The sequence below is a fragment of the Flavobacterium sp. HSC-32F16 genome, assembly GCF_024171645.1.
Classification (GTDB): domain Bacteria; phylum Bacteroidota; class Bacteroidia; order Flavobacteriales; family Flavobacteriaceae; genus Flavobacterium.
Genome location: NZ_JALKAC010000001.1, coordinates 534,762 through 554,174, shown reverse-complemented (window position 1 = coordinate 554,174; position 19,413 = coordinate 534,762). Strand labels below are relative to the sequence as shown.

The 19,413-nt window shown below is 33.4% G+C and carries 18 protein-coding genes and 1 pseudogene; 9 read left to right on the top strand and 10 right to left on the bottom strand.

Annotated elements, in window-relative coordinates:
• Nucleotides 1-46 precede the first annotated feature (46 nt).
• The 4 genes from L1276_RS02550 to L1276_RS02535 all read right to left on the bottom strand — a co-directional run bounded on the left by L1276_RS02550 (nucleotide 47) and on the right by L1276_RS02535 (nucleotide 6,354).
• Nucleotides 47-1,501 (bottom strand): TolC family protein, encoded by a 1,455-nt coding sequence (locus L1276_RS02550; RefSeq protein WP_253785140.1) that lies wholly within the window; start codon nucleotides 1,499-1,501, stop codon nucleotides 47-49.
• A 3-nt stretch (nucleotides 1,502-1,504) separates the two neighbouring features.
• Nucleotides 1,505-4,621, bottom strand: coding sequence for an efflux RND transporter permease subunit (locus L1276_RS02545; protein ID WP_253785138.1), 3,117 nt, complete (start codon nucleotides 4,619-4,621; stop codon nucleotides 1,505-1,507).
• Nucleotides 4,622-4,647: 26 nt separating this feature from the next.
• Entirely contained in the window at nucleotides 4,648-5,754 is a 1,107-nt protein-coding gene (locus tag L1276_RS02540; protein WP_253785136.1) for an efflux RND transporter periplasmic adaptor subunit, read from the bottom strand.
• Between the two features lie 240 nt (nucleotides 5,755-5,994).
• The gene (locus L1276_RS02535) at nucleotides 5,995-6,354 is read right to left on the bottom strand and encodes a hypothetical protein (RefSeq protein WP_253785133.1); all 360 of its coding nucleotides are present in this window, start codon (nucleotides 6,352-6,354) and stop codon (nucleotides 5,995-5,997) included.
• A gap of 190 nt (nucleotides 6,355-6,544) precedes the next feature.
• On the opposite strand from L1276_RS02535, the gene L1276_RS02530 reads away from it, so the two are divergent.
• Nucleotides 6,545-7,135, top strand: a complete 591-nt coding sequence (locus L1276_RS02530; RefSeq protein ID WP_253785131.1) for a Crp/Fnr family transcriptional regulator — start codon at nucleotides 6,545-6,547, stop codon at nucleotides 7,133-7,135.
• 74 nt (nucleotides 7,136-7,209) lie between these two features.
• Nucleotides 7,210-7,905, top strand: coding sequence for a CPBP family intramembrane glutamic endopeptidase (locus L1276_RS02525; protein WP_253785129.1), 696 nt, complete (start codon nucleotides 7,210-7,212; stop codon nucleotides 7,903-7,905).
• Nucleotides 7,906-8,123: 218 nt separating this feature from the next.
• On the opposite strand, the gene L1276_RS02520 is transcribed toward L1276_RS02525, so the two are convergent.
• Complete coding sequence (locus L1276_RS02520; RefSeq protein ID WP_253785127.1) at nucleotides 8,124-8,492, bottom strand: hypothetical protein; 369 nt, start codon at nucleotides 8,490-8,492, stop codon at nucleotides 8,124-8,126.
• 284 nt (nucleotides 8,493-8,776) lie between these two features.
• Here L1276_RS02520 and L1276_RS02515 point away from each other — a divergent pair, with 284 nt between their 5' ends.
• The 5 genes from L1276_RS02515 (at nucleotide 8,777) to L1276_RS02495 (ending at nucleotide 13,578) form a co-directional block, all read left to right on the top strand.
• Nucleotides 8,777-9,028: a hypothetical protein gene (locus tag L1276_RS02515; protein ID WP_253785125.1), complete on the top strand. Its 252-nt coding sequence runs from the start codon at nucleotides 8,777-8,779 to the stop codon at nucleotides 9,026-9,028.
• 566 nt (nucleotides 9,029-9,594) lie between these two features.
• Entirely contained in the window at nucleotides 9,595-10,428 is an 834-nt protein-coding gene (locus L1276_RS02510; RefSeq protein ID WP_253785124.1) for a universal stress protein, read from the top strand.
• Nucleotides 10,429-10,452: 24 nt separating this feature from the next.
• On the top strand, nucleotides 10,453-11,499 hold the full coding sequence (locus L1276_RS02505; protein ID WP_253785122.1) for a beta-ketoacyl-ACP synthase III: 1,047 nt from the start codon (nucleotides 10,453-10,455) through the stop codon (nucleotides 11,497-11,499).
• A gap of 226 nt (nucleotides 11,500-11,725) precedes the next feature.
• Nucleotides 11,726-12,820 (top strand): sensor histidine kinase, encoded by a 1,095-nt coding sequence (locus L1276_RS02500; RefSeq protein ID WP_253785120.1) that lies wholly within the window; start codon nucleotides 11,726-11,728, stop codon nucleotides 12,818-12,820.
• A 5-nt stretch (nucleotides 12,821-12,825) separates the two neighbouring features.
• Nucleotides 12,826-13,578: a LytTR family DNA-binding domain-containing protein gene (locus L1276_RS02495; protein WP_253785118.1), complete on the top strand. Its 753-nt coding sequence runs from the start codon at nucleotides 12,826-12,828 to the stop codon at nucleotides 13,576-13,578.
• 215 nt (nucleotides 13,579-13,793) lie between these two features.
• Here the strand turns inward: L1276_RS02495 and L1276_RS02490 are convergent, their stop codons facing one another.
• From L1276_RS02490 to L1276_RS25245, 3 genes are all read right to left on the bottom strand, one after another.
• A complete protein-coding gene (locus L1276_RS02490) occupies nucleotides 13,794-14,078 on the bottom strand; it encodes a dihydroxy-acid dehydratase (protein WP_253785116.1) in 285 nt (94 codons plus the stop codon).
• A gap of 1,419 nt (nucleotides 14,079-15,497) precedes the next feature.
• Complete coding sequence (locus L1276_RS02485; protein ID WP_253785114.1) at nucleotides 15,498-15,974, bottom strand: hypothetical protein; 477 nt, start codon at nucleotides 15,972-15,974, stop codon at nucleotides 15,498-15,500.
• Nucleotides 15,975-16,188: 214 nt separating this feature from the next.
• Nucleotides 16,189-16,320: a hypothetical protein gene (locus L1276_RS25245; protein WP_256527357.1), complete on the bottom strand. Its 132-nt coding sequence runs from the start codon at nucleotides 16,318-16,320 to the stop codon at nucleotides 16,189-16,191.
• 272 nt (nucleotides 16,321-16,592) lie between these two features.
• Here L1276_RS25245 and L1276_RS02480 point away from each other — a divergent pair, with 272 nt between their 5' ends.
• Together L1276_RS02480 and L1276_RS02475 are read left to right on the top strand one after the other, a co-directional pair.
• A complete protein-coding gene (locus L1276_RS02480; protein ID WP_253785113.1) occupies nucleotides 16,593-16,970 on the top strand; it encodes a hypothetical protein in 378 nt (125 codons plus the stop codon).
• A 122-nt stretch (nucleotides 16,971-17,092) separates the two neighbouring features.
• Nucleotides 17,093-17,539, top strand: a pseudogene (locus tag L1276_RS02475) (IS1595 family transposase); the annotation flags it as partial.
• Nucleotides 17,540-17,817: 278 nt separating this feature from the next.
• Here L1276_RS02475 and L1276_RS02470 read toward each other — a convergent pair.
• Nucleotides 17,818-18,609 (bottom strand): SDR family NAD(P)-dependent oxidoreductase, encoded by a 792-nt coding sequence (locus L1276_RS02470; RefSeq protein WP_253785112.1) that lies wholly within the window; start codon nucleotides 18,607-18,609, stop codon nucleotides 17,818-17,820.
• Nucleotides 18,610-18,660: 51 nt separating this feature from the next.
• A complete protein-coding gene (locus L1276_RS02465) occupies nucleotides 18,661-19,242 on the bottom strand; it encodes a TetR/AcrR family transcriptional regulator (RefSeq protein ID WP_253785111.1) in 582 nt (193 codons plus the stop codon).
• Nucleotides 19,243-19,413: the final 171 nt, after the last annotated feature.

The window sequence follows — 19,413 nt, the reverse complement described above, 5'->3', positions numbered from 1 at the left end:
GTTTTTTAAGTACTAATTTAAAGTTTACGACCAGTTTACTTCAGGATTAGTTAATTCCTCCTCCTAAAGCTTTGTACAATAAAACCTGTGACTCTGCATTTTTTAATTGAATGTCTACAAAGTCAAGTTCGGCCTGCAGTTTGTTTTTTTGAGCATTAATAATTTCCAGATAATTGGCATAACCGCTCAAATACAAATCATTTGAAACGTTTACGGCAATTTCCAGATGTTCAATTTCTTTCGATTTATATTTCAAAACATCAACAAAAGATTCTGTTCTGTGCAGTAAAGCACTCAATTCATTATACGCTGTTGTAATCGTATTTTGATAGTGTAAAAACGAAATCTGCTGTCTTTTATTAGATACAAAAAATTCCTGTTTAATCTGTCCTTTATTAAAAACCGGAGCCGTTAAACCGCCAAGTAATTGCCAGGCAAACGATCCGTTATCAAAGAAAGTGGAGAAAGAAAACGAATTAAATCCAACATAACCTCCCAAATTTAAAGTCGGGAAAAAGGCTGCACGTGCTGCTTTTGCATCAGCATTTGAGGCACGCAGTTCGTGATACGCTTCAGATACATCAGGTCTTTTATGAATAATCGAATCTACGCTTATTTTTTGATTTAATACTTCAAGATGACCGGAAAGAAAATCAGAGCTTCTGTCGATTTTTCCGCCATATTCTCCTAAAAGATTTAATAATGCTTTTTCAGTTTGATCAATGCTTAAATTCAGTTGTTCGGCTTCGGCCAAAATATTATTATTCTGTGCATTAAACTGCTGAACAGCCAGTTCTGTAGCTTTCCCCACAGATCTTTGCGCCGAGATAATATCAAGTGCTTTTTGCTGCGTTTTCAGGTTTTTATCATAAATCAAAGCTTGTTTATCTAAAGCAATCAGTTTATAATACAAATCGGCAACATCGCTTAACAATCGGGTTTGCAGTAAGCGCATTCCTTCCTGGGAAGCAAAAAAGCGTTCACGAGCGGCTTTTTTACGATTGCTTAGTTTTCCCCAGATATCAGCTTCCCACGAAACTTTTCCGCCTAAAAAGAGGTTAGGAGAAACATTTTCGTTTATCCTTTGTTTTTCATTAATATTTTGCGAAAAATTGGTATCAAAATTCCCTACACCATCCATGGTATATTTTCCATAATGAGTTCCAGAAGCATCTGCAACAAAATCCAAAGAAGGAAGAAGTCCCAGTTTAGCGACTTTTAAGTGAGAATTAGCAATTAAAATTCTTTCCTGCACAATTAAATAGTCAGGATTTTGGGTAATAGCTTTCTTTAAAAGATTTTCCAGTTTGACATCTTTAAAATACGTTTCTGTTTTAAGCGGAATAAAATTCTGCAGACTGTCGACTGCTTTTTTTCTTTTTAAATCAAAATTTTCAGGCAGTTGTTTTGCTGCGAGATTATCGTTGATTTTAGGAGCAGAGCAGGCGGTAAGCAGTAAAACGCTTCCGCAGATGATATATCTATTAATTTCTTGTTTCATGTTTTAATTTTTATTCATTGCTTTTTCTAATTTGGCAAACAGGATATAAAGCCCCGGAATAATTACAAGTCCAAAAACGGTTCCTATAAACATTCCTCCGGCAGCAGCAGTACCAATCGAACGGTTTCCAACTGCTCCTGCTCCGGTGGCTATACACAACGGAATCAATCCTGAAATAAAAGCAAATGAGGTCATAAGAATAGGTCTGAAACGAAGTCTCGCCCCTTCAATCGCTGCTTCGGTAATGTCTTTTCCTAATTTGTTTTCTGCCATGGCAAACTCCACAATTAAGATGGCATTTTTGGCAAGCAGACCAATTAACATGACGAGCGCGACCTGTGCATAAATATTGTTGTCTAAACCTACCGCTAAAAGAGTAAGATAAGAACCAAAAACGCCAACAGGCAGACTTAATAACACCGGGAACGGAAGCAGTAAACTTTCGTACTGCGCCGCAAGAAGCAAATACACAAACAGAATACACAGGGCAAAAATGTAAATAGTCTGATTTCCGGAGAGAATTTCTTCACGCGTCATTCCCGACCATTCGAGTTCAAATCGGCTAGGGAGTTTTTCTTCAGCAATTCTTTCAACAGCAGCAATCGCTTCTCCAGAGCTGAAACCTTCGGCAGGTTCTCCGTTAATCATTGCCGACATGTACATATTGTAGCGCGTTAAAACCTCTGGTCCGTAAACGCGTTCCAGTTTTATAAAAGTCGAAAATGGCACCATTTCGCCTGCATCATTTTTTAAATACATATCCAGAATACTTTCGGGATTTTTTCTAAACTGCGGACTTGCCTGAACCATTACTTTATACATCTGCGAGAAACGGATAAAGTTGGTCGCATAAAACGAACCTAACATAGTCTGTAAAGTGGCCATTGCATTATCTACCGAAATTCCTTTTTTAGCCGCAAGATCATAATCAATATGAATTAAATACTGCGGGAAAGTAGCATCAAAACTTGTAAAGGAGTTTTGTATTTCGGGCGAAGCATTCAGTTCTTTTATGAAGTTTTTGGTTACTTCATCGGTATTGTTAATAGTTCCTCCAGATTTATCTAATAATCGAAGCTCAAAACCACTTGTATTACCAAATCCGGGAACCGTTGGCGGCGCGAAAATTTCGATCTGCGCATCTGTAATGCCTCTTGTTTTTTCGGTCAGTTTGGCAATAAATTGGTTTACCGAAATATCACGTTCTTTCCAGTCTTTCAAGTTGATCATTCCCATTCCGTACGAAGCTCCGGCGATTTCAGTTACAATACTGTATCCGGCAAGCGTTGTTACGTTGTCTACGCCTTTAATTCCTTTGGCAAGACGAGTTACTTCGTCTAATGCTTTTTCGGTACGTTCTACCGTTGCTCCTTGAGGCGTAGTTACGTTTACATAAACCATTCCCTGATCTTCAGACGGAATAAATCCGGAAGGAAGAAACTTGCTCGTTCCCCACGTAAACAAACAAAATAAAACCAATAATCCAACCGTAATCGAAGTACGATCGGCAAATTTTACCAGTATTTTAATGTATTTAGAAGTTATATTATCAAACCATTTATTGAATCGGTGGAAGAATCTATCCAGTAAGGATGTTTTTTGTTTGTTCGGATCGTGTGCTTTCAGCATAATCGCACATAAAGCAGGAGTAAGCGTAAGAGCGTTGATTCCAGAAATGACAATACTAATTGCCATTGTTAAGGAGAACTGCCTGTAGAAAACCCCAACCGGACCACTCAAAAAGGCTACGGGAATAAATACGGCAGCCATAACAATGGTAATCGCAATTACGGCACCAGTAATTTCTTTCATCGCGCTTATCGTGGCGGGCAGAGGCTCCATGTGTTCTTCGGAAATTTTAACGTGAACGGCCTCGACGACGACAATGGCGTTATCAACCACAATTCCGATCGAGAGAACTAAAGCAAAAAGGGTTAGCAAGTTGATTGAGAATCCCATCATCGACATAAAAGTAAATGAACCAATTAAGGCAACCGGAACGGCCAAAACCGGAATTAAAGTCGAACGCCAGTCTTGAAGGAAGATGAAAACCACAAATGCAACCAGAATAAAGGCTTCGATTAGCGTTTTTAAAACCTCGTCGATAGAAGCATCAAGAAAACGAGAAACGTCATAAGCAATATTAAATTCCATTCCGGGAGGAAAAGAAGATACTTTTAATTCTGCCATTTTTTCTTTAACGCTGGCAATAACTTCAGATGCATTCGAACCCGGACGTTGTTTCAACATTATAGATGCCGAAGGTTTTCCATCGGTTTTAGAAACCATTCCGTAACTCATTGAACCAAATTCAATGTTCGAAATGTCTTTCAATCGTAAAATTGTTCCGTCTGAATTGGCTCTCAGCGGAATTTCTTCATACTGTTTTGGTTCAAAGAATTTTCCGCCGTATTTAATTACATACTGCAGTTGATTGTCAAGCTGTCCTGAACCTTCACCAACTTTTCCGGGTGCAGCAGAAATGTTTTGTTTTTGAAGAGAATTGATCACTTCATTTGCCGAAATATTGTACGAAAGCATCTTTTGCGGATCCAGCCAGACACGCATCGAATATTCTTTCTGACCCATAATTTCAGCACGCCCAACACCATCAATACGTTTTAATTCCTGTAGAATATTAATATCGGTAAAGTTGAAGATAAACTGTTCATCCTGAGTTTTATCGGTACTGGTAATGTTGAGGTACATCAGCATACTGTTTACCTCTTTTTCTGTGGTAACTCCGGCACGAATTACTTCTTCCGGAAGTTCGTCAAGTATGGTCGTAACACGGTTTTGCACGTTTACGGCAGCTAAATCGGGATCGGTTCCTACTTCAAAGAAAACCTGAATCAGCGTTAAACCATCGTTAGAAGTTACGGTCGACATGTACGTCATTCCCGGAACACCGTTTATGGCACGTTCCAGCGGAAGCGCCACGGCATTGGCAGAAACCTCTGCATTCGCTCCCGTATATTTTGCTGTAACCGTTACAGAGGGCGGTACGATATCCGGAAACTGCGTAATAGGAAGCTGGAACAATGCCAGCAATCCTAAAAGTACTATCATAACCGAGATGATTAATGATAATATTTTTCTTTTGATAAACATTTCTATCATTGTGAAATCTTTTTAATAATGTATAATTACAGGCTTACGTTTTGGGTTTCTTTAATATTGATTTTATCGCCGTCGCGTAAAGACTGAATGCCTTCCTGAACAATTAAATCGTTGTTTTTTAAACCTTTGTTTAGAATGTATACATCATCAAGAGTACTTCCAATAGTTATGTTGGTCATTTTTACAATACCTTGTTTATCAACCAGAAATACAAATTGTTTATCCTGAATAGAAAAAACGGCTTTTTGCGGAATTATAATCGCATCGGTTTTAGGTTCTGAAATAATCAGCTTTCCCGAAGTTCCGTGTTTGATGAATCCCTGCGGATTATGAAATTTTGCTTTGTATTGAATAGAACCCGTTTGTCTGTCGATTTCTCCGTCGGCAGTTTTTAGTTCTCCTTTTTGCCCGTAAACCATTCCGTTTGGCAATACGAGTTTAATATCTCCTTGTGTATTAAGGGTTTTGTCTTCCATCATCTGGAAATATGTATTCTCTGGAATTGAGAAATAAGCATAAATATCATCCAGCTGCGAAACGGTTGTTAAAAGTGAACCGTTTTCTACTAAACTTCCTTCTTTAAATGGAATTCTGTCAACCGTACCGTCAAATGGCGCACGGATTGTGGTAAAAGTAATCTGCTGGTTGATCGCTTTTCTTTCTGCAGATGCGTGAGCAACTTTGGCAGAAGCCGCATCATGTTTTGCTTTAGATAACTCTAATTCCTTATCGGCAATTACTTTTTTATTAAAAAGAGTCTGTGCTTGTTCCAGTTCTACGGTGGCGATTCTTAAATCGGCCATACTGCTTTTATAAACTGCTTCGGCTTTTAGGAGTTGTATTTGAAGTTCTACATCGCTTATTTTAAATAACAACTGTCCTTTTTTTACTTTTTGTCCTTCGCTTACAAACACTTTATCCAGTAATCCGGGAATACGAACGTGAATTTCGACATTGTTTTTGGCATGCACATCAGCAACAAATCTGTTAGAAACTATGGTGTCTTTTAAAGTTACTTTATAAACCGGAACGGTCTTTATTTTGTCTGAGTTTTTTTTTGCTTTATCCCCGCACGAGACTAGAACGAACAGCGATAAAATAGAGATGAAAAATGAATTGTTTTTAATGCTCATGATTAATTTGTTATAATATAAATAAATAGATTCTCTCCCTTATAGCGGCTATAGGGAGTTTTTTAATTGGGTTTAGAAAAAAAATGGAAATGCTGCGAATACAATCTTTTCAGACCGTTTCGAGCGGGGTTAATATTTTTACAAATAGAAAATCTGCTTCTTGTGTCTGGTTAGGAACACAAAAAGTTATGACAGCCGAAAAAGCTGCATTTTATAAAAATAAAAACGGGGTTCTAAAAACTAGAACAATTGATATAAATGAAGGTAAGTATGACGCTGAATTTGGTATATAGATGCAATACCATAAATCAGGCTTCTTTTGTAATTTCTGAATTTAATCAGATTGCTGTAATAAGGAGGTCTTAAAGTACTGCTGTCTAAAGTTGTAGCACGAAATTTAATCTTCTTTTTTACAACATAATGAATCTGGAGTTCTTTATTCTGTAAATCTGTAGATGAAAACTGCGGAATATCTTCAGGAGAATAAGCAAATTGATTTTCAACTGACTCAGGTTCATAATGATATTTATACGATTCCGTGCTTCTTATAAAGAAAAGCAGAAATAATAAAAGTATACAAGTGAACTTGGTATTTTTCATCGAGAAATCCGAGGATTATAAATATGTTTTTTGTTAAAAAGGGCGAATAATTAATGTGCCAAATATAGGCATTGTAAAGTAAGGGTTTCTTAATATTTTCTAAAAAAGATGCAGAAAAAAAGACTTTTTGCAGATTTTACTAAAATTAGTTTTGTATTTTGGTTTTTGCAAAATCGATATTTCTATAGTTATGTCCCAAAACCCTTCTCCAGAAGATGTTAAAAAGATTTTTGATTCTTATTATGTTTCAGACACCAATATCTGGGATGAATTTTCCAAAAAAATTGAAGTACGAAAATTCAAAAAAGCACAGATTATAAAGGAATACAATCAGATAGAAAAATTTTTGAATATTATAATTCAAGGCTCAGCCGGATTATTTGTATGGGATGGAAGCAGGGATATCTGCATTAATCTGTTGTACGAAAGGTCTTTTATAAGTGATTATCTTTCTTTTCTTAATCAAAAACCATCTGTAATTAAAGTGGAAGCTTTAGAAGATATTACGTTATGGTCCATTCATCACCAAGATTTAAAAGAGCTTTACAGTCGTTCTGAAGCTGGTTTGCGAGTAGGAAAAGCAGTTTCGGAAATGTTGTACATACAAAAACAACAGCAACAGATTGATCTTTTAACACTTACACCGCAAGACCGTTATTTAAAATTGATTGAATCAAGGCCTGAAATTTTTCAGCGAACACCTTTAAAGGTTATAGCATCATATTTGGGATTAACAGCAGAAAGTTTAAGCCGAATTAGAAAAAGAATTACCGAGAAATAATTTCTTACCCAAAGTCAATTTTATTCTTGTTTCCTATTATTAAGTTTGTCTCAACCTAATCAAAAAGATAACTTATGAAACTTAAAATTAACTACGAAGCAATTGCAGTTTTTTATATCATTGCTATTGTATGCAGATTTATAGCAGTTAAAACGGAATTGTTTAACGGCGTTGTACACGATTATGTATTTATTTTAATTCGCGGTGCCGGCCCGGCTTTAGGAGCTTTTATCGCAATAAAATTATTCTCTCTTCAAAATCCAATGTCTTTAAAAGGAATATATACAAATATTGCACTGCCTTTTGTGATTTTTTGGCTTCTGCCGGCATTGTCTATTACAACTTTATATTATTTTATATACGGAAAGTTTCCAATCGTTTTTGCTTTTACCGTCTTGGTTTACGGACTTTTGGAAGAAATTGGCTGGCGAGGATTCTTGCAGGAACAATTAAAAGGACTTCCAAAATTTACTGCAACGGTTATTATTGCTGTTCTTTGGTTTGTATGGCACTTAAACTTTAATATGACAAGTTCAAATTTAATTTTCTTTGGCATTATTTTCTTCGGAACCTGGGGAATTGGTAAGATATATTCTAAAACAAATTCACTTATTGCAGTTGCAGGAGTTCATTCACTAAATAATTTCTTTGTAAAAGGAGTACACGAACAAGAACTAACGGTAATTGTAGCTCTTTTAGTCGTATGGATAGGATTTGTAATTGTGTACGACAGAAAATTTAATAAAACCAAACTAGTTTTAGATAACTAAATAGCATTTTAATATATTGTATAGTAGAAAAAAATGCTCCAGCGGAGCAAAATAAGTATAGTATAATTTATCCAAACCTGTATAAAGCCAAAGTAATACTTTATACTTGAAGTTGATAGATATTACGCTCCGCTGGAGCTTTAAATCTTTTGCGATTTATTACTATGCCTATTTTGCTGCGCTGGAGCATTTATTAGCAAATATAAATTGACTTTTAACTAGTCTATTTTATATCCATCATCAGAAAAGCTTTCAATCTCACGATCATTTTCATCATAATCTTCAACTAGATCGTCGTCGAGATCGTCTTCATCTAAATCATCATCCTCGTCCCAGTCATCTTCCTCCAGACCATCTTCTTCAAGACCATCTTCATCATATTCCGGTTCGATTTCGTCTTCTTCATCTCTTTCGAGGGCATTTGAGAATTCATTATCCAGATAATTCTGTTCCTGATTTAATAGTTGTTCCTGTTCAAAATTTTCGTCTCCAATATGTTCCTGCTGATATTGATCAACATAGCTCTGATTATCGTCTGTGAAATTATAATCGTCCTGATTATAATATCGGTTAGTATCTGCTGTCATATAAAATCTTTTTTAATTGATTTATCGTATATAAAGTTTCAATTCAAAAATAATCACATATCTAACTAACAATTTTATAGCATTTTGCAGAATGTTTACTTAATTATAAGGATAGTTTTTTTAACAAATCTAAAGCCGGACCACCATTTTGGACTGGTTTTAAACTATGTTCATAAGGTGTTGATAAATAATAGGTTGCAGGGTGTGTTAAATTATTCTTTTGAATTATTAATTATTATAAATTTATAATTGAATGAGAGTTAACTATTTTAAAATATTTACAAATGGAAAGAGCTATAAAACTACAGGTTCGTAAAGAGCTGGACGGCAAGCAGCAGTTAAATATAATTAAGCTCAAAGGCAGTTTAATTTCTAAAGGATATACTGAAATAATCCATATTAGTGATCAGGATGATGAATTTCATATTAATTCATTTGAGACCAAAATTGAGGCCCGCCACGAAGTTAAAGAGTTCATTCAGGATTTTATATTAAAAGAAAATTTAAGTAATACTATAAGCGTATTGGTGAAATAGACTCTTCTTAATTATCAGGATTTAATCAATTATCCTGAATAATGGCATTTTATTATCTACTTTATTTGTTCGGGATTTTGTATTGCATTTACAAAGTCTCGACATTTTCTTTTTTGGGAATCAAAGCCATTAAAGATGTTGATGCATTTTTGGTATCTAAACGTATTCTTTATCATAAAAAATATTCTGGTCTGATAACAGCATAATTATCGGGATGATTTTCTGTGTCATATTCTGTTAAATAATTAAAAAACAGTAAATTAAAACGAGTAGAAATACCCGTTTTAGCAGATAAACCATAGAAGATTTTAATTGATGCAGTTTGAGAGGTAACTAACCTGTTTAGGAATTTTTAATGGAATGTATCCATTTGTTTTGCTCTTTTTTTAATGGATAAAGTGTTGGAAAGTAAAGGGAACAAAATAGGATCTCTTTTGGAATATTATGTCATTTTTCAGATACTAAATTTTACGGTTGAGGCCTAAAAAATGCTTGTTGGGTAATTTTTAAAAGAATTGGAGTAGTTAATTAATCATTTTTACTAGAAATATTTAATCGATATATTTATGATTCCTCCACTTACTATAATCGCCGCTACAAATTTTTCTTCGATCGCAAATAATGCGGTTACTTACGCAGCAGGACTTGCAAAAGCAACAGGAGCTAAACTTATTTTGTTTAACTCATTTTCGTTGAGCGTTCACAGTGCTAATTCTTTAATTACTGCCGAATCGATGCAGAAACAAATGGACAAAGCCGCTTCCAGAATTCAGACTTTAGGTTTGGAAATTGCAGATTTGTTCAAAATTTCGGTAGAAAGCATTTGCAGTTATTCTTTTTTAGAAGATGAGCTTCCTTCGATAATTAATCAAACGAATGCCAATCTTGTGGTTATGGGAATGGCAGAGCGCTCGCTGGAGCAGGATTTAATGGGGAATTCGACCACTGCAGTTATTAAAAATTTAAACATTCCGGTTTTGGCTGTTCCGGAGAAGGCCCGCTTTCAAAACGCAAAGAAAATCTTGTATGCCTGCGATACTTTAAGTTTATCCTCAATTAAAAGATTTACATGGATTAGACGTGTAATTGGAAATTTAGGTTCTGAAATTGAATTTTTCAGCGTTGATGAAAAACTGGATGAAATTAAAGAAGAACAAGGCAAAATCTTACTGAATTCTTCTATCGAAAAAGAATTTGAAGACGTAAAATATATTTACAAAAACGTGAGATCAAATGCGGTGATCAATGAAATTAAAAAAGAAATTAAAAATTTTGATGCTGATATTTTAGTAATGGTGCCTCAAAAATATGGTTTTTGGGATTCCCTGGTTCATAAAAGTAAAACCAGAATCATGGCAGCAGGTTTAGATATTCCTTTATTATCTATTCCAAAAAATTAAAAACATAACAAAAAAACAAGAAAAATGAAGGCAGTAATTACAGCTATCGGCGGTTTTGTACCCACTTCAATCCTAGATAATAAAACAATTTCAGAAACTGTTGAAACTACAGAAGAATGGATTGAAAAAAGAACCGGAATAAAAGAAAGACGAATTGCAGTAGGCAAAAGCACATCTGATCTTGCCTGCGGTGCTATAGAAAATTTAATGAGCAATTATGATATTGAGGCTTCTGAAATTGAAGCCTTGATACTCGCAACTGCTACACCAGATCATATTTTGGCGCCAACTGCCAGTAAAATATGTGAATTAAGCGGACTTAAAAATGCCTTTGGTTTTGATATGAACGGTGCCTGCAGCGGTTTTTTGTATGCGCTTGAAATGGGCGCAACGATGATCGAAAGCGGACGCTACAAAAGAATTATTGTAGTGGGCGCTGACAAAATGAGTTCAATCGTAGATTATGAAGACCGAAATACCTGTATTCTTTTTGGAGATGGTGCAGGAGCAGTGCTTTTAGAAAAAACAGAGACAGAGTACGGATTAATGAAAAGCATTTTAAGAACTGACGGAAGCGGTACTTCAGCTTTGGTTGTGCCGGCGGGAGGTTCTAAATTTCCAGCCAGTATGCAGAGCATTGTGCATAAAAAACATTATATTAAACAAGAAGGATCATTTGTGTTTAAAAAAGCAGTTGCAGCAATGTCCAGCGTTTCGAGAGATGTTTTGATCAGTAATGGCTTAGATGCTGATGAAATTGACTGGGTTATTCCGCATCAGGCTAATTTGAGAATTATTAATGCCGTAAGTGACAGTTTAAATATTGATTCAGAAAAAGTCAAAGTTAATATTGAAAGATACGGAAATACAACATCAGCAACAATTCCGCTATGTTTATGGGATTTTGCCGCTGATTTTGAAGAAGGTCAAAACTTATTGATTACCACTTTTGGTGCCGGATTTTCCTGGGGTGCAACCTGCTTAAAATGGGGAATTATGAGAGAAAGAAAATCGCAGAGATTTATAAAAACCGGCAATAAAAGGAAAGTTTTAGTACCGCAGTTATCATAAATCTTATTTTATCTTTGTCTAAAATAAAAATAGTTTGTAATAAAAAAATAAACACATAGAAACATAGTTTTATTGTTGGTTAAAAGAATTTAAAAGAAAGCACGCTTTTTAAACACAGCACCCTATGTTTGTTCATGCAGGTGAAACGCCTTTTTTTAGATTTCGAAACTATGTTTCTATGTGTTTAAAAATATTAAAAAATAAATCATCAATTTTTAAAAAGTAAATGGGGTCAAGTATTCAAAATAAAATTACCGGAAAGAATTTTTTCTACAAATACTATAGAATTATAGTTATTCCTGTGGTTTTTTTAGTGTATTTGTCATCGTATTATCTTTTAAATCCGAACCAGAATTTCGAAGAAGATTCCTTAATATCATTTGATAAATCATTTGATATCTTTATTATTTTGGTGTATTGCGGCGTTTTAACAGAATTAAGTCTTTTTGTTGGGCGTAGTTTAAACCGATTGATACGCTGGGAACACAATCCTATTTTTAGGGCAATTGCACAATTTTTATGCCTCATCGCGGGAAATATGCTGCTAAACTATACATTCTCGCATTTATGGAACTATTTGTATCCCGAAACTTGTTTAGAAGAAAATGAACTGCTTATCATCTGGCAGTCAAACATTATGGCGGCGATATTGTCGCTTTTTATTAGTTCTGTACATACCGGAATATTTTTACTTAACCGCTGGCGTTTGACTTCAAACGAAGCAGCGGAATTAAAAATTAAAGCCTCAGAACTCCAGGAAGCCGTAACACGTTCGCAGTTAGAATCTTTAAAATTACAGCTGGATCCGCATTTTATTTTCAATAATTTCAGCACTTTAACAGAGCTGATTCACGAAGACCAGCAGGCTGCTGCAGCATTTTTGGAGAATATTACCCGTGTTTACCGCTACATGATTTCCAACTTAGACAAAGATACCATAACTCTAAGAGAAGAAATTGAGTTTCTTAATGCTTATTTTTATCTGCTAAAGAAACGATTGGGCGAAAAAATCGATTTGCAATTAGAAGTCGACAGCAATTGTCTGGATCTTCATTTGCCGCCTTTAACTTTGCAGTTACTGGTCGAAAATGCCGTAAAACACAATATGGCAACCTTGTCAAGTCCGCTTATTATTTCTATTTATTCTGAAGAAAAAAATATAATCGTAAAAAACAATTTACAGCCTACATCTGGCAAAACCTTAGTTTCTACAGGAGTAGGACGTAAAAATATTGAGTTTCGCTATAAAATTTTATTCAATAAAAAACCTGTTTTTTCACAGTCATTAGAAAGTTTTTCAGTGCGTTTACCATTAATATAGAGAGTATGAGAATTTTGATTATTGAAGATGAGAGTATTAATGCCAGCCGTCTTAAAAGGCTTTTAGAAGAACTAGAACCCAATTGCGAGATTCTGGATATTATAGATACCGTTGAAGGTGCTGTAAAATGGCTCCGTTTAAACGAAAAACCGGATTTAATTACCATGGATATTCGTCTGGCAGACGGAATCAGTTTTTCTATTTTCGATGAAATCAAAATTGCCAGTCCCGTTATTTTTACAACTGCTTATGATGAATATGCGGTAAGAGCTTTTAAAGTCAACAGCATCGATTATTTGATGAAACCCATTGATAAAAGCGAACTGGAGTTTGCTTTGCAGAAATTCAAAAGTTTATCTAAAACCGACAATTATCATGATATTGCCGGCATTTTAAAAGGCTTTGTAAATAAGCCAAGTTTTCGTCTCCGGTTTCTGGTTACATATCGCGACGGTTATAAAAGCGTGAATGTTACCGATATTGATTTTATTTACTCTGAATTTAAAACTTCAAATTTAGTTTTACAATCAGGTACGGTAATCCCAATTCCGCAGACAATGGAAGACCTGGAACAAGAATTGGATCCTGATGTTTTCTTTCGTGCCAACAGGCAGTTTTTTATTCGTGCTGAAAGCATAAAATCGATTGCCAATTATTTTAATGCCAAACTGAAGATCCAATTGAAATCAGATCCCGAACGCGAAGTAATTATAAGCCGCGAAAAAGCACCCTATTTTAAACAATGGATGGATCGGTAATGTCGTTATTACAGCCATATTAGAATTAATTGCTGATAAAAAAACAATGGAAGGAAACTTCTGTCTAAGTATAAAATAATGATTTTAAAGATGAAAAACTTCGGCAGTTTCAGCGAGAAGTTTTTTAGTTAGGACGATTATTTGTTTAAAAACTTACAAATCAGTTTTTAAAATAGCACCATTACTCGCATTGGTTACCAAAGCTCTTGCCCAAGCTATTTTGAATTTACTACTTTTTTGGTAGGCTGAAAAACGGCTTTTCGAGCCTTAATTTCTTCATCGGATGAATTTACAGATAAGATATTATTGGTCAACATCAATATGAATTTCATCTCATCTTTAAGCAGGTCAATCATACCGCCTTCTGCCGCTTCTGGAGAAACGTGTCCTATAGATGCGCCTCTGGTGGCACCGCTGAACCTTCCATCGGTTATTAAAGCTACAGGACTTCCTAATCCCATGACCATTATCAAACTTATTGGAGCTAGCTTTTCCTGCATTTTCCTGACATACCTCGCGGGCTCGAATCCCGCTCGTGTACTTGAGACTTAGTTCAATTCGCTTACATAAACTATGTTGCACTAGCGGATGCTCGTGTCATTCGCGTGTTTTTTCTTTTATCATTTGACAGCTTGTTATTTGTATAGAGGCTAAAAAGCAGATTAAAAGTTTTATAGTTTTTTATCCATTGTGTATTTCTCTTTTGCGGTATTTTCGTTGGCTTTTACAGACCAGTGCAGGTATTGGTTTGTTAATTTTTGAAGACTTTCTAAATCAAGGTAATCTCAATAAGATAATTAACATTTATATCTATATAATCAATGAACTATATAAAAAGTAATCGCTAATTCAAATAATAAATAAATAAGAATAATAACAATGGAAGATGTTTCAAAACATTGGGATTATTAAATAAAAGGTATTGATAAAACGCGTTTATATAAAATACAGGCAAACAATTCAAATACAATAAAAAATACATTCCCCATTTATTTAACTCTCATTAATTTTTCTATTATAACTAAAATAGCGGACAGCATATATAGCAAAATGTTAAGTAGAACGCAATTAACGTAAATATTCCTCTATCACTACTTTCATAATGTTTTGGTATGTATGCGTTTAATCTTGTAAAAGAATAATTAGAATAAAAAATGCACAAAAAACATTAAAAAAGCATTAACTATTATTTTTTTCATTAGAAATTTATTCGTGATCTTTTGATTGATAAAGCCTTTTAACTATATAAAAAGTCAAAAACAATTCGAAAATAAAATAAATCAAGATAATTATAATTGATGAAATGCTAAATGATTTTGAATCATTAAATAAATTATATTCATAAAATGAATCACAACAAAAATGAAATATGCAATGTAGATATAGTATAAAGATGTATATATATTTTAGACTTGTTTCAACGATTTTTTCTATAAATACCATTATAAAAACAATCAAACAAATAATTATGGTAACTATAAACTCTAGAGCTATTAATATAGGATTTCCAGAAGTATTCTCGGGCGCGTAAGAATCTAATGAGGTAAATAATCCTCTAAATAAAAAGAATTGAAGAAAAAATATTAAAAAGCTAAATATTACTATTTTTTTCATTTAAAACTTCAATTTATATGCATCAGTATAATAAAAATAATTTTCACTAAAAAAACTAAACTTCGTATGAAGTAAATTTGTTATTTCTTCACCTTCTAAAGGCATAGGATAATTACCTTCATACATCATATATTTAACAGTAAATTCCTTTGCTTCCTTTGCCTTCTTTAGATAATTTGTAACATAAATGAGTCTCCACTTGCTAAAGGTCTTTTAGGACTAGAATAAAAAACTGGTATATAAAACTCTCTTTTCCTCTTTTTTTAGCAATCTCATAATCAATTATTCCTTTTAGAGAACATTTATTAATTGCTGGATACAAATGCCTCTATCTGCTGATGTTTTCGGGATTTGAATTTTTGAAAAATAACCCAATATATATCACTCTTGTCATCAATGTTTTCAAAAAAAGACAACCCATGAACTATTGTTTGAATTCCATAGTGAGGATCTATGAATTTTTTAAAATAAGAGGATGCCATTTCTATAACAGCTTCTTTTGTAGTGAAATAATAGGTTGTTCCATCATTTTTAGTAATACTGTCTCCCAGCTGCGGGTAGTACTTTTTACCATTTAGGATTAATTCTTCGGGAATGGTGAGCCAGCCATTATTACTTTTATCTTTAAAATAAAATAGAAAATCTGCTGAGACACTAAAAACAGTTCCATTTTGTGAGTCTAAAAGAACTGCACTTTTATTGGTCATGTAATTACCTTCAATTACAATAGATTTAATATACTTTTGTGTGAGTAAATTTTGGAGTAATTCTTGAGTCTGCATATACTTACTTAAAGGCTTAATAATTTAGTAAATATATACTTAGAGCTCTTTTCGAGTTAGCCGGTAAAAGACATTTTTATAATAGAATAAGGTATATTTTGAAAAATAGGTTCAGTCTTTTTGAGTACATTTTCATTTTAAGATATTTCTTAAACTAAAAAACTTCCCCCTTTTGACGGGAAGTTTTTTAGTTATCTGAGTTTTGTTTAAAAACTTACAAATCAGTTTTTAAAATAACATCATTACTCGCATTGGTTACCAAAACTTGAAATACGAAAGTATTGGTTAAGCTCGTTTTTTTTATTGTTGTTTTCTGTTGAATTAATGCCGCAAGTATCTCTTTCATTTCCTCAATTGCTTTTTTTTTAATCCCAAAATTATTCTAAATGGATTTTTACAGATATTGACATTTATCAGAATCATACTTTTTTAAAAAAAATTACAGTATAATCTGATTGGATTTGAATAAGAAATATGATTTTTTTTAGAAAAAATATTAGAATGTAAAAAAAATAAATTTAGGTACGCAATGCGGATAATTAAATAGAATCATATCTATAATTTTGCATAAGATCCTCAGGAAAAGGATTTTTACAACCCTAAATTAAACCAATACTTATGTCTGATTTTTTAAAACAATTTGGAGAAGATCTTAAAAAAAATGTTCCAGGTTTTATCGCAGTTTCTGTTGCTGAAATTCAAACTGGAATGTCATATTACTCACAATCTGTTTTGAGTGGTTTCGACCCTGAATTAGCTTCTGCATATAACCTTGAAGTGGTTAAAGCAAAGATGAACGCAATAAAAGCCTTAAACTTAGAAGGACAGGTCGTAGATAATATCATGATTACTTTAACTTCACAAATTCATATTATTGACGTTTCTGATAACGGAGATTATTTTATTTATTTAGCAGTAGATTCAAACAAAGCAAATCTTGGTATGACAAAATCTATTTTGAATAAATACAAGAAAGAAATTGCCCAAAAACTGTAATTGCCCTAATTTATAATTTTAAAAGAGGATTTTCTGTTTTGAATTTCCTCTTTTTTATTTCATTCCATTTTTTGTCTGTGCAGATTAGACTATATTTAATCCGTAAAAGAGAATCTTAATAAATGGAATTAAGAGAGTACTTCGAAAAATACCACAACGAAGAAACCTGTATAGAAGAATTAATAAAGAAGCGTCTGCAAAATGGTTTAATTTGCAGAAAATGCTCGCACAATCAACATTCGTTTAGAAGAGTTGATTTAAAATTTCAATGCAAAAAATGCGGTAACCGAATAAGTCTTCGATCCGGGACTGTCATGGAAAACTCTAATTTACCCGTAAGATACTGGATGATCTGCATAGAATTAATGACCCTTTCCAAAAGAAAATTCTCCATATTGCAAATTCAATATTTATTAGGACACAAACGCTACGAACCCATTTGGCTGATGGTGCAGAAAATTCGTCTGGTTATGCAGAAGAGAGATGAAAAATATACCTTGCGTGCTTATTCTGAATTCGATTCTGAATTTCTAAGAGAAATCGAAAAACTTACATATTCGAAAAAGAAAATAACGGATATCGATGATGAATGATTCAAAAGCAAGTTCTGTAAAAGAATTCTAGTATCATCATTTTAACATTTTGTCGAATATTAAGTACATTTATAGTCTGCAATAAACTTGATTATTGATATCAAACGTTTTGAATAGCTGTTAAATGAAAAGAAAACAAAATACAGAGAATTTAAGCAGTGATGAAAAACTGGCGGCGTTGTCACTTAACAATAGTATTTTTGAAAACCTAAAATCCTGTTCAGCTTAAACTGAACAGGATTTTGGGTTTTAAATTATATCGTCTTTAAAACACCGCCATCGGCTCTAAGACAAGAACCATTTGTTGCAGCTGAAAGCGGACTTGATAAATAAACAGCCAAAGAAGCGATTTCTGCCGGATCAATAAATCGCTGTAATAATGAATGCGGATTAGTCTGCTGAATAATGGCGCTTTTAATTTGCTCAACTTCTATATTTTGTAAAGAGGCAATATGTTCGATTGTCGAAGCAACACCATCAGAATAGGTTGGACCGCCTACTATTGTATTTACAGTAACTTCAGTTCCCAGAGTTAGTTTAGACAAACCATTGCTCACAGCTGTCATAGCCGCTTTTGTCATTCCGTAATGAATCATGTTTACTGGAATATTCACGCCAGATTCACTACTGATAAAAATGATTCTTCCTGATTTTTTCTGAAGCATTTGCGGTAAAAGTTTTTTAGAAAGTCTCACACCGCTCATTACATTTATATCAAAAATTCGATACCAGTCTTCCTCTTCAATAGTTTCAAAATCCTTTAATTCGAAAATCCCTACATTGTTTATTAAAATATCAATATCGTTTAGTTGATTTAATAATTGGTTTACTTCTTCTTTATTTCCAAAATCGCAGGCAATTCCGGAAACTACAGCATTAGGAAATTCATCTTTTAGTTTTTGAACAGCCAGATTTATTTTTTCTTCATTCCGTCCGTTCAGGATAACTTCCGCTTTTTCATTTAATAATTGTTTGGCTGTTGCAAAACCAATTCCTTGTGTCGAACCGCTTATAAAAGCTCTTTTTCCTTCTAATTTTAAATTCATTTTTTATTGTTTTTATTTTTGTAATGATCGATACATAAATAGTTAAAAAAATTAGCTGATAACAGCTAATTGCATTTCAATTTGATTTTTCAAGACATTTTTGTCAGGATACATTCTTCGCAGTGTATTAAGGCCGCACCAGAATGTTATTAAATATCTGCCCAGTATTTCGGGATCAGTTTGAGTTTTTAAATTTCCTTTTGTTTGTTCGTCTTTAATGGTCTTAGTAAACATTTGTTCCACTTCTTTTAAAATCTGAACCGCGTTGGCTTCCAGATTTTCATCAATAAAAGTCATTTCTACAATTGTATTAGCAATAATACAGCCTTTTAGGTGTTCATTTTCATCATCGGAAGCAATACTTCTAAAAAAGTCTTTAATTAATTCTATGGGAGATTTGCTTTTGCTCAGTTCAATTTTAAAAGCATCAAATGCCAATCGTCGTTCTTCAATTGCTTTTTGAAAAACCTCTTTTTTACCGCCTTTAAAAGTATTGTAAAAACTTCCGGCTCCGGCTCCGGTGGCTTTTTGTAAATCGCTCAAAGAAGTGGCGCTGTATCCTTTCTGCCAAAAAACTTCTTGTGCTTTTTTTACAATATTAGCGTCTTCGTAAATAGTAGGCCTTCCTCTCATTGTTTATTTTTTATTTTGTAATGATTGGTACAAAAATAATAAAAATAAGTTTACTCCAAATTTAAAAACATTTTTTTCTTTCTTTAATTAGAGAGAATTGTTTATTATGTATTTGATAATTAGTAGTTTGTTGTTTTTTATGGAAATTATTTTAACAGATAATTGGAATGT